We start from the raw sequence: 13970 nt of genomic DNA, 5'->3' as shown, positions 1-13970 counted from the left end.
ACTGAAGATCAGATGCTTTGGCGCAGTCTGGCTAGATCCCGCAACGGCGGCGCACCAAATAGTCGGCTGTACTCCCGGCTGAATTGCGACGGGCTTTCATACCCCACCCGATAACCGGCTGCCGAGGCTTCAAGCCCTTCGGCAATCATCAACCGCCGCGCTTCCTGCAAGCGCAGTTGCTTCTGGTATTGCAGCGGGCTCATGGCAGTGATCGCCTTGAAGCGGTGATGCAGGGTCGAGACGCTGAGGTTCACTTCCCTGGCCAGGTCATCAATGCGCAGCGGTTGCTCATAGTTGCCGTTGAGCCACTTGATCGCCTGGCTCACCCGATGGCTCTGACTATTGGCCACGGCAATTTCATACAGGCGATACCCCTGCGGCCCCCGCAACAGGCGGTAGAGAATTTCCCGGTTGATCAGCGGCGCCAGCATGGCGATGTCTTTGGGCGTATCCAGCAAGCGAGCCAGGCGCAGCACGGCGTCGAGCAATTGGGTGTCGATGCGGTCCACGTACATGCCGCGCGATGTCGGGCGCGTAGGGACGCCCATGGGGCCGGCCTCTGCAATCAGGGCTGTGAGTTGCGCCGGGTCGATGTTGATGCGCACCGACAGGTTCGGATCTTCCGGCGTCGCATCGATGATCCGCCCGGCCACCGGCATCGCCACCGAGAACACCAGATAGTTGAGCGGGTCGTAGGCAAAGATTTCATCGGCCAGGCGCACTTCCTTGCTGCCGTTGGCGAGGATGCACAGCGCGGGCTCCACCAGCACCGGCATAAAGTCGCGCGGTGTGTTGTGGCGGTTCAGGTACAGCGAGGTGATCGCGGTGCCGTAGGAGCCATCTTCCCAGGTATGCCGGTGCACGATACTGGCCAGTTCGGCGCGCTGTTTTTCCATCTCGGCATCGAGGGGAATGGGCTGATGTTCGGGCGACGACATGAAGCGTCCTCTGCAGGCGGCTTTGATGGGGTCAGCTTAGCGGCGGCTTTTCAAAGAGTGTTAGGTCGATTCTGCATAATCCTTGCCTGATCCTGCGCCATGTGGGCAATCAGGCAAGCGCGAGGCCTGTCATCTCCCTGAAACACGGCGTTCGCCCCTGCGTAAAACCGCTGGGCCGAACACTCGGTTTACGCTTCTCGCAGGATTGTGCAATAAGCCGGCAGGAATCGACTAACCGCGTCCACCCCCGCGCCGTTATCGTTGATCCTGTGGCAACACACCCTCACAGTGCTTGCCGAGCATCACTTCTCAACGGGAGAGTCGAACATGTCCACCCCCATTCCCGCGAGCCATATGGCCTTTATCCGTGCCCGCACCGGGTGCAGCACCGAACTCGGTGCACGTTTGAGCAGTTTGATCGAACCAGGGCGTCAGGCTCAGGGTTGTCTGCAATTTTCGTTGCAGCATTCCCAGGTCGACCCCGATGTGTGGCTGGTCTCGGGTTTCTGGAGCAGCGAGCAGGCGATGAGCGCCTACTTCAGCTCGCCGGCGCTGATGATCTTCACCGAGTTGTTGAACGACATGGTGGTGCGCAGCATGGACTTTCAGACCTTCACCGATGCATCCGCCGCCCACGCCTATGGCGAGTACCTGCAACTCGCCGGTTGAACCGGTTTAGAATGGCCGCCTTTCCATTGGCCAGGACCTGCAACATGGCACGTAAACAATTTGCCCACCACGAAGCCGTTTCCGCCGTAGTACCGGGTGAAGGAGGCTACAGCGCCGCCGTCGCCGTCAAGGCACTGGATGGCATGGGCGCACCGCAGTTTCACAAGATCCTCGATGGGCAGACGTTCAAGACCGCTTCGGATGCCGATGATGCGGCGACGCTGCAGCTTGCAGGCTTGGTCGACGTGGATGCAGAGGGTCAACTGATTTGGGCGCCTGCCGCTGACTAAATGTGGGAGGGGGCAAGTCCCCTCCCACAATTGATCGCACTCCAATCAGCGTTGGGGGGCGCCTGGGCGGTGCATCTTGAACAGTGCCTCTGGCCCTAGCTGGAAGTAATCCGCCGGGCCACCGCCGCGCAAAATCGGCTCGGCGGCGGCGGTGTCGTAGACGCCGTCCTTGAGCAGCCACTTGGCAATATGCACCGCAACCACCTCGCCCAGCACCAGCCAACTCGGTACCAACCCTTTGTCGGCGCGTTGCAGCTGGATGATCTGCGTCACCTTGCATTCGAATGACACCGGGCTTTCGCCCACCCGTGGCACGGCGACGATTTTCGAGGCCACCGGCGTCAGGCCTGACAACTCGAACTCATTCACGTCTGGCGCGACCGCTGCGCAACTCTGGTTCATCTGCTCGGCCAGCGGGCGGGTAGCGAGGTTCCACACGAACTCGCCGGTCTGTTCGATGTTGTTCAGGCTGTCTTTGCGCCCGACACTGGAAAACCCAATGATTGGCGGAATGTAGTTGAACGCATTGAAAAAACTGTAGGGCGCCAGGTTCAGGCGGCCTGCGCTGTCGTGGGACGAAATCCAGCCGATAGGCCGTGGGCCGACGATGGCGTTGAACGGATCATGGGGCAGGCCGTGGCCGTTGGCGGGTTCGTAGAAATGGATATCGTCAGACATGGGCCGGGTTCCTGCTACGCAATTCTGGGAGGAGGTCATAGTGCAACCCGTGGCAGCGAATTTCCATTGGCCCATGGAATTTTCATTCATCGCCCACCTATTTTTCACAGCGCCCCGTTCAGTCTGCGCCCAAGGTCGACACCCCCATAAGTCGGCCATCGAAAGACTGAATCTCGGAGCCTTCTACCCCATGAATAAACTTCCTCAGATCACCCTGGCGTTCTGGGTCATGAAAATCTGCGCAACCACCTTGGGCGAAACCGCCGGGGACTTGTTGTCGATGACCCTGAATGTCGGTTATGCGATCAGTTCGATGATTTTGATCAGCGTGTTCCTGGTCACTCTGGTGACGCAACTCTGGTCGAAAACCTACAACCCGGTGCTGTACTGGATCGTGATTTTATCCACCAGCACGGCCGGCACCACCATGTCCGACTTTATGGACCGCACCCTGGGCTTGGGTTACGCCACGGGGTCGATGATCCTGATTGTGATCCTGATGATCATTTTCGCGCTGTGGCACCTCAGCGGTGACTCGCTGAACGTGAACAAGGTGCAGACCTTCCGGGGTGAGTTGTTCTATTGGATGGCAATTCTGTTTTCCAACACCCTCGGCACGGCGTTGGGCGATTTCCTGGCGGACGATTCGGGGTTGGGGTTTGCTGGCGGGGCACTGTTGATCGGCTCGACCATCGCCGCAGTGGTGGCGCTCAAATACTTCACGCAGATTTCGTCGGTGCTGTTGTTCTGGGTAGCGTTTGTGCTGACCCGGCCGTTTGGCGCGACGTTGGGGGATTTCCTGACCAAGCCCCATGAGCAGGGTGGCCTGGATTTTGGCACCATTGGTTCATCGGCGGTGTTGGCGGGAATATTGGTGATGATGATTGCAGGGGCGTCGTATGCGCAGCGGCGGTATGGGCGTAGTGAGGTGGCGGAACTGCGCTGATTAACTAAGCGATGTAAAGCCAATGTGGGAGGGGGTAAGCCCCCTCCCACATTTTTTAGTCCGTGGTAATGCGCGAATGCTTGCGGGTGTCCTTCATGGTCACGTAGACCACCAGCGACACTGCGATACACGCAGTCACATACCAGTAGTAACCGGTTTCCATGCCGATGCTCTTGAACCACAGCGCGATGTATTCAGCGGTGCCGCCGAAGATCGATACGGTCAGTGCATACGGCAGGCCCACGCCCAAGGCACGGATTTCGGTGGGGAACAGTTCGGCCTTCACCACTGCGTTGATCGAGGTGTAACCGCTGACGATGATCAGCGCCGCCATGATCAGGAAGAACGCGCCCCACCAGGATTGGATGGTGTGCAGGGTGGTGAGGATCGGCACAGTGAACAGCGTGCCGAGGATGCCGAAGGCGATCAGGATTGGACGACGGCCGACTTTATCCGACAGCCCGCCGACGATCGGTTGCAGGCACATGAACAGAAACAGCGTAGCTGCCGAGATGGTGGTGGAGTCGGAGATGCTCATGCCTACCGTGTTCACCAAGTACTTCTGCATGTAGGTGGTGTAGGTGTAGAAGGCCAGGGTGCCGCCCATGGTCAGGCCGACCACGGTCATCAGTTCCTTGGGGTGACGCATCAAGGTGCGCATCGCGCTTTCCTTGGCTTTTTCTTTCTTGGTGAACGACTCGGTTTCTTCCATGCCACGACGCAGGTACAGCGCGACCACTGCGCACAGGGCGCCGATGGCGAACGGGATACGCCAGCCCCAGGCATACAGTTGCTCGGTGGTGAGCACCTGTTGCAGCACGATCAGCACCGCCAAAGCGATGAGCTGGCCGGAGATCAGGGTCACGTACTGGAAGCTGGAGTAGAAACCACGGCGCTCCTTGGTCGCCATCTCGCTGAGGTAGGTGGCGGAGGTGCCGTATTCGCCGCCGACTGACAGCCCCTGCAGCAAACGGGCAAACACCAGCAGGATGGGCGCACCGATACCAATGACTTCATAGCCTGGGCTCAGGGCAATCAGCAACGAGCCGAAGCACATCAGGTAGACCGAGGCCATCAGGGCTTTTTTACGCCCGACCTTGTCGGCGTACAGGCCCATCAGCCAGCCGCCGATCGGGCGCATCAGGAAGCCCACGGCGAAGATTGCGGCGGTGTTGAGGAGTTGGGCGGTAGTGTCGCCTTTCGGGAAAAAGGCTTTGGCGAAGTACAGTGAAAAAGCGGCGTAGACGTACCAGTCGTACCACTCGACCATGTTGCCGACTGATCCGCTGAAGATCGACTTGATGCGGCTGGAAGTGGTGCGTGGTTGTGCCGGCGCGGCCGCCGACCCCAGAGGCAAGGTGTTGGAGTTATCCATTGAAGGATCCTTCATCTAGTTGTTTTTATGGAGCGGCGCGAGCGCTGCCTGGCTGGGGCTGTAGCAGGAGCTGTGCCAGGTAGATGAAGGCCCGGTCTAGAAGGGTTTGTGGTTTTTTTTGAGCGGAATATCGCTGGTTATTCTGGAATGATGAGCGGAAATCCGCTCATTCATCCTTGATGAACATGTCGCGTGCCAGGCCATGGCGTTGCATTTTTTCATTGAAGGTACGGCGGGGCAGTTGCAATTCCGCCAGCACGGCCTTGATGTCGCCTTTGTGCCGGGTCAGCGCTGCCTTCAGGCAATGGGCTTCGAAGGCTTCTTGCTGTGCCGCGAGGGATTGCCCGGCCTCGATGCCTTCCGGTTCCGGGTCGCCAAGGCCCAACACCTGGCGCTCGGCGACGTTGGCCAGTTCACGCACATTGCCGGGCCAGTCATGGCTGAGCAGGCGCCCCAGCGCCGGCCCGCTCAATGGCTCGGCCGTACGCCCCAAACGTTCAGCAGCGCTCTGGGCAAAGTGCTCGTACAGCAGCGGAATATCTTCACGGCGCTCGCGCAACGGCGGCAGGCGCAATTGTGCGACGTTGAGGCGATAAGCCAGGTCTTCGCGAAACCGCCCCGCTCGGGCCTCTTCCAGCAGGTCCGGCTTGGTCGCGGCGATGATGCGCAAGTCCACGTGGATGCTCTGGTTGGAGCCCAGTCGCTCCAGCTTCTGTTCTTGCAACACCCGCAACAACTTCACTTGCTGGGCCAGGGGCATGCTTTCGATTTCATCGAGGAACAGCGTGCCGCCGTGGGCGTATTCCAGCTTGCCGATGCGCTTGCCCTGGGCGCCGGTGAACGCGCCGCTTTCGTGGCCGAACAACTCGGCTTCAAACAACTGCTCGGGAATTGCCGCGCAGTTGAGCGCCACAAACGGCTTCTTGGCCCGAGGGCCGAAATCATGCAGGCAGCGGGCAACCAGCTCTTTGCCGCTGCCGGTCTCGCCACGGATCAGCACGTTGACCGGCAAGCTCGCCAGGTCGAGCACCTGACGGCGCAGGTTCAGCAAGCCGCGGGACACGCCGAGCAGGCTGGATTCGAGCTTCGAACGGTGGTCGGCCTGTTGGTGCAGGCGACGGTTTTCCAGGATCAGCCCACGTTTGTCCAACGCCCGGCGCAGGCTGTTGAGCAGGGCTTCAGGGCTGAAGGGTTTTTCCAGAAAATCGTAGGCGCCGTCGCGCATGGCTTCGACAGCCATCGGCACATCGCCATGGCCGGTCAGCAATATCACCGGCAAGTCGGCGTCGCGACGCTGCACCTCGGCCAGCAACTCCAGGCCGCTGAGCCCTGGCATGCGCACGTCGCTCAAGATCACGCCGGGAAAGTCCTTGGGCAGGTGTGCCAGGCATTCTTCGGCGCGGCTGAACAGCTGCACCTCAAACCCGGAGAGGCTCAACCACTGCTCTACGGCCGTGCGAATGCTGGCTTCGTCATCGACCACAATCACCGCATTCAGCATAGGTCCGGCGTCTCCAGCGCGATGGGCAGGGTCAGGGTGAATATCGCGCCGTCGCCGTGGTTGCCGGCGATCAGGCGTCCACCGAGTTCATGCACGATAGCGTAAGACACCGCGAGTCCCAAACCGAGACCATCACCCACCGGCTTGGTGGTAAAGAACGGGTCAAACACGTTGTTCAGGTGTTCCTCGGCAATCCCGCCGCCGCTGTCGCTGACGGTCAAAAGCCAAAGCTGCTGGTCGGCGTGCAGGCGGATTTCCAGGCGCTTGCGCGGCTTGTCGGCCATGGCGTCCAGGGCGTTGCGCAGCAGGTTGATCAGCACCTGCTCCAGACGAATCGCGTCGCCGCGCACCCAGGCCGGGCGGGTCAGGTCCATCACCACGCCGATGCCTTCATCGCGCAGGCGTGCGTCGAGCAGGTGCAGGGATTGGTCGACCACCGTGGCCAGGTCCAGGCGTTCGCGCAAGCCGCTGGGGCTTTTGCGTGCGAAGGTCTTGAGGTGGCCGGTGAGCGCGGCCATGCGCGTGAGCATGTCGTCCAGCGGCGTGAGCGCCTTGTAGGCGTCGTCCACGCGGCCGTGATCCAGCAACAGGCGCAGGGTGGCAAGCTGCATGCGCTGGGCAGTCAGTGGCTGGTTGATTTCGTGGGCGAGGGCGGCGGACATTTGCCCCAGCGCCGCCAGCTTGGCCGATTGCACCAAGCCGTCCTGTGCGGTGCGCAGGGCCTGGGTGCGTTCTTCCACCAGTTGCTCCAGCTCTTCGCGGCTGCGCTGGCGCAAGCGGGCCAGGCGCCAGCGTTGGCTCAGGAACAGCACGAGGAACACCAGCGCCAGCCAGGAGCCCGCGGCGGCCAGGCCCGCGTTGCGTTGGTCTTCAAACGGCAATTGCGGTTTGCGCAGCAGGTGCAGGGTCCAGCCTTCTGCCTTCAGCGGCAGCGATTCCCAGATGTACCGGGCACTGCCGTCGGGGCCGTTGACGCGCATCAGGTGGCTGTTTTCGTCAAAGCGCTGCAGGGTCTCGGTTTCCAGCGGCTGCAGTTGTTTCTTGTCGTATTGGCGAGTGGCCTTGAGCTCGGCGAGGTCATTGGCCGATAGCGACCTCAGATTGCGATAACGCCAGCCCGGCTGGTTGGCAATAAACACGATGCCACGTGCATCACTGACCAGCAGCAAGTCATCGCCCTGGGCCCATTCGCGCTCCAGCTCGGGGAACTCCAGTTTCACCACCATGGCGCCCAGGAACTGCTCGTTTTCATCGAGTACTGCGCTGGAGAGGAAGTAACCCGGAATCCCGGTGGTCACCCCCACCGCATAAAAGCGCCCGGTGCCCTGGCTCTTGGTCTGGCTGAAATACGGCCGGAATGCATAGTTGTGGCCCACATAACTGCTCGGCAGCGCCCAGTTGCTGGCGGCCACGGCGAGGCCGCTGCGGTCCATCAATTCCAGGGTGGACGATTGCGCGGCACCATTGATACGTTCCAGTTTGCGATTAAGCACGTCCTGGGTAGCGGCATCCAACGGGCCTTTGAGCGCGCTGATCATTTCCGAGTCCAGCGCCAGCACGGCGGGCAGGGCGCGGTAGCGTTCGATCAGGGTGTGCAGCGAGTTGGCGTACAGCGCGAGCTGTTGATTGGCGCGTGCGGCATCGTCGGCCAGGGCCTGGCGCTCGGCATGACGCGTGGCCAAGGCAGCGGCCAGCACCGCTCCGGCGATGATCAATAACGAGTAGAAGGTCAGGCGCAGGGGGCGAGGGATCGCGATCATACGGATATGAACAGCTGCAATAAGGGGCGAGCACCATACCATGAGCCATAAAAAAGGCGACTGGGCCATGGGGCCGCAGTCGCCTTTATCCTTGCAGTAAAGTGCTTACTGCACTTCTACCGCCAGGCTTTCACTGATCTTTTTCTGCCAGATGGCAGGACCGGTGATGTGCACGGATTCGCCTTTGCTATCAACGGCAACGGTGACCGGCATGTCTTTGACGTCGAACTCGTAGATCGCTTCCATACCCAGTTCGGCGAACGCGACAACCCGCGACTTCTTGATGGCTTGCGCCACCAGGTAAGCAGCGCCGCCCACGGCCATCAGGTACACGGCCTTGTTGTCCTTGATCGCTTCGATCGCAGTCGGGCCGCGCTCGGATTTGCCGATCATGCCCAGCAGGCCGGTTTGCTCAAGGATCTGGCGGGTGAACTTGTCCATCCGCGTGGCGGTGGTCGGGCCAGCTGGGCCAACCACTTCTTCGCGCACTGGATCTACCGGGCCGACGTAGTAGATGAAGCGACCCTTGAGGTCCACCGGCAGGGTTTCGCCCTTGTTCAGCATCTCGACCATGCGCTTGTGCGCGGCGTCGCGGCCGGTAAGCATCTTGCCGTTGAGCAACACGGTTTCGCCCGGCTTCCAGCTCTGCACGTCTTCCGGGGTCAGGGTGTCGAGGTTGACGCGACGGGCCGACGGGCCGGCTTCCCAGACGATTTCCGGGTAGGCGTCCAGCGGTGGTGCTTCCAGCGACGCCGGGCCGGAACCGTCGAGCACGAAATGCGCGTGACGGGTGGCGGCGCAGTTGGGGATCATGCACACCGGCAGCGAAGCGGCGTGAGTCGGGTAGTCCATGATCTTCACGTCGAGCACGGTGGTCAGGCCACCCAGGCCCTGGGCGCCGATGCCCAGTTGGTTGACCTTCTCGAACAGCTCCAGGCGCATTTCTTCGATACGGTTGGACGGGCCGCGCTTGATCAGCTCGTGGATGTCGATGGATTCCATCAGCACTTCCTTGGCCATCACTGCGGCTTTCTCGGCGGTGCCGCCGATGCCGATGCCGAGCATGCCCGGCGGGCACCAACCGGCGCCCATGGTCGGAACGGTCTTGAGCACCCAGTCGACGATCGAGTCGGACGGGTTGAGCATGGCCATTTTCGACTTGTTCTCGGAACCACCGCCTTTGGCAGCCACGTCCACTTCCACGGTGTTACCCGGGACGATGGAATAGTGGATCACCGCTGGGGTGTTGTCCTTGGTGTTCTTACGCGCACCGGCCGGGTCGGCGAGGATAGACGCTCGCAGGACGTTTTCCGGCAGGTTGTAGGCGCGACGCACGCCTTCGTTGATCATGTCGTCCAGGCCCATGGTGGCGCCATCCCAACGTACGTCCATGCCCACGCGCACAAACACGGTGACGATACCAGTGTCCTGGCAGATCGGGCGATGGCCGGTGGCGCACATGCGCGAGTTGATCAGGATCTGCGCCATGGAGTCACGGGCTGCTGGCGATTCTTCGCGCAGGTAGGCCTCGTGCATCGCCTGGATGAAGTCAACGGGGTGGTAGTAGGAAATGAATTGCAGGGCGTCGGCAACGCTCTGAATCAGGTCGTCTTGCTTGATCACGGTCATGAGTCGCGCTCCTCTATAAGGGAACATTCAATAAAGGTGGCTTCAGTGGGGTGTATCGGTCGGCTGAAGCCACCTTTCCAAGGCACGCCAAGTGGTGCAGGCGCGACGCTAAAAAGGCGCGGCAGTATAACCCGACGCGGTGGCCGATACACCCGACTATGGTCAAACTGTCGCAGGCATGATTCCCTGTGCGCCTCCCCTGTGATTGAGCCCTTATATGCCTGAACTGTACGTCGGCGAACGCCATTGGTCGGTAACTGCCGGCAGCAACCTGCTGGATGCCTTGAACCAGGCGGGCGTGGCCGTGCCCTACAGTTGCCGCGCCGGCAGTTGCCATGCATGCCTGGTACGTTGCCGGGGCGAGGTCGAGGACAGACAGCCCGATGCCCTGAGCCCTGCGCAACGCCAGGACGGTTGGCGGTTGGCCTGCCAGTGCCATGTGACGGGTGATCTGCAGGTCGAAGCGTTTGATCCGCAACGCGATGGTCTGGCGGCTCGGGTGGTGGGCGCCGACTGGCTGAACTCGAATGTTGTGCGCGTGCGCCTGCAACCCGAGCGCGGCCTGCGATATCGGGCCGGGCAGCATCTGGTGCTGTGGGCCGGGCACGTGGCGCGGCCGTATTCCTTGGCCAGCTTGCCTCAGGAAGATGCATTTCTGGAGTTTCATATCGATTGCCGGCAGCCCGGTCAATTCAGTGATCTCGCTCGGCAGCTGCAGGTCGGCGATCCATTGCGCCTGGGCGAGTTGCGCGGCGGCGCTTTGCAATACGATCCAGACTGGCAATCCCGCCCGCTGTGGCTGCTGGCCTCCGGCACTGGCCTTGGTCCGTTGTGGGGCGTGTTGCGCGAGGCCTTGCGCCAGGATCATCAAGGCGCCATCCGTGTGATTCACCTGGCCCATGATGCCGACGCTCATTACCTGGCCGAACCCCTGGCAGCGCTGGCCGCGCAGCATTCAAACCTGTCGGTGGAGTTGTGGACGGCGGCTGAGTCGACCCAGGCATTGGCGCAACTGCGGCTTGTTTCCCGGCAAACGCTGGCCTTACTCTGCGGACACCCCGCGAGTGTCGAGGCGTTTTCCAAGCGCTTGTTCCTGGCGGGACTGCCGCGCAATCAACTGCTGGCCGATGTGTTCCTGCCCCGTGGTTGAGCGCTGAACCCTACAGCCGCGAGACGCACCATGACCGACGCCATCCTGCTGCACCGCGAGCGCGGGTTGCTGACCCTGCAGCTCAACCGCCCGGACAAGAAAAACGCCCTGACCCGCGCCATGTACACCCAACTCGCCGAGGCGCTGGAGTTGGCGGATGCCGATTCAGCGATCAGCGCCGTACTGATCCAGGGCAGCAGCGAGTGTTTTACCGCCGGTAATGACATCGGCGATTTTCTTGAACAGCCGCCCAGCGACCTCGACAGCCCACCGTTTCACTTTATGAAAAGTCTGCTCAACTGTCGCAAGCCCGTAATCGCTGCGGTGGCAGGAGCGGCGGTGGGGATTGGCACAACCCTGCTGCTGCACTGTGACCTCGTGTATATCAGCCGTGATGCGCGCTTGCGTATGCCGTTCGTCAACCTGGGGCTGTGTCCTGAGTTTGGTTCGAGCCTGATCCTGCCGCGTTTGCTGGGGCATGCGAAGGCGGCTGAATTGTTGTTGCTGGGTGAGGGGTTTACCGGGGAGCAGGCTGCTGCATGGGGGATCGCCACCGAGGCGTTGGGCAGTGGCGAAGCGGCGTTGGCCAAGGCGCGGGAAATCGCCGAGCGCTTTGAAACGCTGGCGCCGGGGGCGGTGCAGGTGACCAAGCAATTGATGAAGAGTGTGGATCGTGAGCAGTTGCGGCAGGTGATTGAGGAGGAGGGCGCGTTGTTCGTCCAGCGTTTGAAGTCACCGGAGGCGATTGCGGCGTTATCGGGGTTTATCACCAAACGCTGAGCCACATCAAAAACAAAAAGCCCTGCCATTCACATGGCAGGGCTTTTGTTTTTCAGCGTTTGACTCAGACCATTGGATCGCCAACGTGCAGGATTTTCATGCCGTTGGTGCCGCCGATGGTGTGGTAGCTGTCGCCCTTGGTCAGGATGACCCAGTCGCCTTTCTCCACGACGCCACGCTTGATCAACTCGTCGATGGCCGCCTGGCTGACTTCATGGGGCGGCAACGAAGCCGGATCGAACGGTACGGTGTACACGCCACGGAACATCGCCGCGCGGGCCTGGGTTTCGCGGTGTGGGGAGAACGCGTAGATCGGCACCGAGGAACGGATGCGCGACATGATCAACGGCGTGTAGCCACTTTCGGTCAAGGCGATGATCGCTTTAACGCCCGGGAAGTGGTTGGCGGTGTACATGGCGGCCAGGGCGATGCTCTGGTCGCAGCTTTCAAAGACCTTGCCGATACGGTGGCTGGAGGTCTTGCTGGTCGGGTGCTTTTCGGCGCCGACGCAGATGCGCGCCATGGCCTGCACGGCTTCCAGCGGGTACGGGCCAGCGGCGCTTTCAGCCGAGAGCATCACGGCGTCGGTGTAGTCGAGCACGGCGTTGGCCACGTCGGACACTTCGGCGCGGGTCGGCATCGGGTTCTGGATCATCGACTCCATCATCTGGGTCGCGACGATCACTGCTTTGTTGTGGCGGCGTGCGTGCAGGATGATCTTCTTCTGGATACCGATCAGCTCGGCGTCGCCGATTTCCACACCCAGGTCACCACGGGCAACCATCACGGCGTCGGATGCCTTGATCAGGCCGTCGAGGGTTTCGTCATCGGCCACGGCTTCGGCGCGTTCGATCTTCGCCACCAGCCAGGCGGTACCGCCGGCTTCGTCGCGCAGTTTACGGGCGTATTCCATGTCAGCGGCGTCACGCGGGAAGGACACGGCGAGGTAGTCCACTTCCATTTCAGCGGCGAGCTTGATGTCGGCCTTGTCTTTTTCAGTCAGGGCTGGAGCAGTCAGGCCACCGCCGCGACGGTTGATGCCTTTGTGATCGGACAGCGGGCCGCCGATGATCACGGTGCAGTTCAGTTCGGTCGGGGTGGCGGTGTCGACACGCATGACTACGCGGCCGTCATCCAGCAGCAACTCGTCACCGACGCCACAGTCCTTGACCAGGTCCGGATAGTCGATACCCACGACGTCCTGGTTACCTTCGGTCAGCGGATGGCTGGTGGAGAAGGTGAACTTGTCACCGATCTTCAGCTCGATACGCTTGTTGGTGAATTTGGCGATACGGATTTTCGGGCCTTGCAGGTCACCCAGCAATGCGACGAAGCGACCGTGCTTGGCGGCCAGGTCACGCACCAGCTTGGCGCGAGCCTTGTGCTCGTCCGGGGTGCCGTGGGAGAAGTTCAGACGGGCAACGTCCAAACCAGCCAGAATCAGCTGTTCGAGGACTTCCGGCGAGTTGCTGGCCGGGCCAAGGGTGGCGACGATTTTGGTACGACGGACGGACATGCACAGACTCCTGAGTTCAAGCGCTGAGGAAGGCTACTATGCTCTTTGGTTGTAGTCATTGTTCGTTTGCACTACTTATCGACGATTCGCTTGTTTTCGTTCCGATTGAATAGACCAACATCCTTGAAGATTTTCGACGAGGGGTCGATACACTGCACAAGACAGGAGAACCCTCATGCGAATTTTGCTCATTGCTGCCCTGGCCGTCAGTGTTGTCGGCTGCACCCGCTGGTCGATGGACCATCATTTGAACAACGCTTACCGTGCGTACAAGGTCGGTGACTGCGAGCGTGTCACTCTGGAATTGTCCCAGGTCGACCGCGAGAGTCGTACCCGGCGCTACGTGCAGCCGGAGGTCTCGATGTTGCGCGGGCAATGCCTTGAACGACAGAAGCTGTTCGTCGATGCGGTGCAAACCTACCAATTCATCATTAATCAGTACCCGTCGAGCGAATACGCCTACCGTGCACGCGCAAGGTTGGACACCTTGCAACAACTGGGGCATTACCCCGGTGCAAGCGTTGCAAAGCCGCGTCCGGCCTCGTTGTAATGGCGTTCGTCATTTAATAACTGGCCCCTTGCCAGTCTTGGGCTATCCTTTGAATGGGCGTTTGTATAGGTTTTCTATTCGAACGAATGCGGGGCCCGGATTCGGCAGCTGTCTAGTGACAAGGCGTTGTCTTTCGTCACACCGAGATCCAGGGAGAGCGAGCAATTGCGCTCGTTCCGAATCACTGG

At 61.0% G+C, this 13970-nt stretch carries 13 protein-coding genes; 6 read left to right on the top strand and 7 right to left on the bottom strand.

Annotated elements, in window-relative coordinates; genetic code table 11:
- Positions 1-8 precede the first annotated feature (8 nt).
- On the bottom strand, positions 9-938 hold the full coding sequence (locus NDJ82_RS26200) for an AraC family transcriptional regulator (RefSeq protein ID WP_099585534.1): 930 nt from the start codon (positions 936-938) through the stop codon (positions 9-11).
- A gap of 327 nt (positions 939-1265) precedes the next feature.
- On the opposite strand from NDJ82_RS26200, the gene NDJ82_RS26195 reads away from it, so the two are divergent.
- Together NDJ82_RS26195 and NDJ82_RS26190 are read left to right on the top strand one after the other, a co-directional pair.
- Positions 1266-1607, top strand: a complete 342-nt coding sequence (locus NDJ82_RS26195; protein ID WP_065930419.1) for an antibiotic biosynthesis monooxygenase family protein — start codon at positions 1266-1268, stop codon at positions 1605-1607.
- Between the two features lie 44 nt (positions 1608-1651).
- Complete coding sequence (locus NDJ82_RS26190; protein WP_099585533.1) at positions 1652-1897, top strand: hypothetical protein; 246 nt, start codon at positions 1652-1654, stop codon at positions 1895-1897.
- A gap of 45 nt (positions 1898-1942) precedes the next feature.
- Here NDJ82_RS26190 and NDJ82_RS26185 read toward each other — a convergent pair whose 3' ends face one another.
- Entirely contained in the window at positions 1943-2575 is a 633-nt protein-coding gene (locus NDJ82_RS26185; protein ID WP_250926589.1) for a flavin reductase family protein, read from the bottom strand.
- A gap of 190 nt (positions 2576-2765) precedes the next feature.
- On the opposite strand from NDJ82_RS26185, the gene NDJ82_RS26180 reads away from it, so the two are divergent.
- On the top strand, positions 2766-3521 hold the full coding sequence (locus NDJ82_RS26180) for a COG4705 family protein (RefSeq protein ID WP_112196617.1): 756 nt from the start codon (positions 2766-2768) through the stop codon (positions 3519-3521).
- 55 nt (positions 3522-3576) lie between these two features.
- Here the strand turns inward: NDJ82_RS26180 and NDJ82_RS26175 are convergent, their stop codons facing one another.
- The 4 genes from NDJ82_RS26175 to NDJ82_RS26160 form a co-directional block, all read right to left on the bottom strand.
- On the bottom strand, positions 3577-4896 hold the full coding sequence (locus NDJ82_RS26175; protein WP_099585530.1) for an MFS transporter: 1320 nt from the start codon (positions 4894-4896) through the stop codon (positions 3577-3579).
- A gap of 166 nt (positions 4897-5062) precedes the next feature.
- Positions 5063-6397 carry a two-component system response regulator MifR gene (gene mifR / locus NDJ82_RS26170; RefSeq protein ID WP_250926588.1) on the bottom strand — a complete coding sequence of 445 codons (1335 nt, stop codon included), beginning with the start codon at positions 6395-6397 and terminating at the stop codon, positions 5063-5065.
- Complete coding sequence (locus NDJ82_RS26165; protein WP_250926587.1) at positions 6391-8157, bottom strand: sensor histidine kinase; 1767 nt, start codon at positions 8155-8157, stop codon at positions 6391-6393. The genes mifR and NDJ82_RS26165 overlap by 7 nt, the downstream gene beginning before the upstream one ends.
- 105 nt (positions 8158-8262) lie before the next feature.
- Complete coding sequence (locus tag NDJ82_RS26160; protein WP_191960281.1) at positions 8263-9786, bottom strand: fumarate hydratase; 1524 nt, start codon at positions 9784-9786, stop codon at positions 8263-8265.
- 217 nt (positions 9787-10003) lie between these two features.
- Between NDJ82_RS26160 and NDJ82_RS26155 the strand changes: the two genes are divergently transcribed.
- A complete protein-coding gene (locus NDJ82_RS26155; RefSeq protein WP_250926586.1) occupies positions 10004-10936 on the top strand; it encodes an iron-sulfur-binding ferredoxin reductase in 933 nt (310 codons plus the stop codon).
- Between the two features lie 30 nt (positions 10937-10966).
- Entirely contained in the window at positions 10967-11716 is a 750-nt protein-coding gene (locus NDJ82_RS26150) for an enoyl-CoA hydratase-related protein (RefSeq protein ID WP_099585526.1), read from the top strand.
- A gap of 64 nt (positions 11717-11780) precedes the next feature.
- Here the strand turns inward: NDJ82_RS26150 and pyk are convergent, their stop codons facing one another.
- Complete coding sequence (gene pyk, locus NDJ82_RS26145; protein WP_032890873.1) at positions 11781-13232, bottom strand: pyruvate kinase; 1452 nt, start codon at positions 13230-13232, stop codon at positions 11781-11783.
- Positions 13233-13407: 175 nt separating this feature from the next.
- Between pyk and NDJ82_RS26140 the strand changes: the two genes are divergently transcribed.
- Positions 13408-13782: a tol-pal system YbgF family protein gene (locus NDJ82_RS26140; RefSeq protein ID WP_099585525.1), complete on the top strand. Its 375-nt coding sequence runs from the start codon at positions 13408-13410 to the stop codon at positions 13780-13782.
- The last annotated feature ends 188 nt before the right edge of the window (positions 13783-13970 follow it).

Source organism: Pseudomonas sp. SR18 (genome assembly GCF_023701505.1).
GTDB classification, from domain to species: Bacteria; Pseudomonadota; Gammaproteobacteria; order Pseudomonadales; family Pseudomonadaceae; genus Aquipseudomonas; species Aquipseudomonas cyclaminis.
This window is presented reverse-complemented; position numbering and strand designations above follow the sequence as displayed.

What these genes read in the sequence shown, in the direction of transcription:
- NDJ82_RS26160 (WP_191960281.1), bottom strand. Translation starts at nt 9,786, where the DNA reads ATGACCGTGATCAAGCAAGACGACCTGATTCAGAGCGTTGCCGACGCC.
- NDJ82_RS26180 (WP_112196617.1), top strand. Translation starts at nt 2,766, where the DNA reads ATGAATAAACTTCCTCAGATCACCCTGGCGTTCTGGGTCATGAAAATC.
- NDJ82_RS26175 (WP_099585530.1), bottom strand. Translation starts at nt 4,896, where the DNA reads ATGGATAACTCCAACACCTTGCCTCTGGGGTCGGCGGCCGCGCCGGCA.
- pyk (WP_032890873.1), bottom strand. Translation starts at nt 13,232, where the DNA reads ATGTCCGTCCGTCGTACCAAAATCGTCGCCACCCTTGGCCCGGCCAGC.
- NDJ82_RS26150 (WP_099585526.1), top strand. Translation starts at nt 10,967, where the DNA reads ATGACCGACGCCATCCTGCTGCACCGCGAGCGCGGGTTGCTGACCCTG.
- NDJ82_RS26200 (WP_099585534.1), bottom strand. Translation starts at nt 938, where the DNA reads ATGTCGTCGCCCGAACATCAGCCCATTCCCCTCGATGCCGAGATGGAA.
- NDJ82_RS26190 (WP_099585533.1), top strand. Translation starts at nt 1,652, where the DNA reads ATGGCACGTAAACAATTTGCCCACCACGAAGCCGTTTCCGCCGTAGTA.
- NDJ82_RS26140 (WP_099585525.1), top strand. Translation starts at nt 13,408, where the DNA reads ATGCGAATTTTGCTCATTGCTGCCCTGGCCGTCAGTGTTGTCGGCTGC.
- NDJ82_RS26165 (WP_250926587.1), bottom strand. Translation starts at nt 8,157, where the DNA reads ATGATCGCGATCCCTCGCCCCCTGCGCCTGACCTTCTACTCGTTATTG.
- mifR (WP_250926588.1), bottom strand. Translation starts at nt 6,397, where the DNA reads ATGCTGAATGCGGTGATTGTGGTCGATGACGAAGCCAGCATTCGCACG.
- NDJ82_RS26185 (WP_250926589.1), bottom strand. Translation starts at nt 2,575, where the DNA reads ATGTCTGACGATATCCATTTCTACGAACCCGCCAACGGCCACGGCCTG.
- NDJ82_RS26195 (WP_065930419.1), top strand. Translation starts at nt 1,266, where the DNA reads ATGTCCACCCCCATTCCCGCGAGCCATATGGCCTTTATCCGTGCCCGC.
- NDJ82_RS26155 (WP_250926586.1), top strand. Translation starts at nt 10,004, where the DNA reads ATGCCTGAACTGTACGTCGGCGAACGCCATTGGTCGGTAACTGCCGGC.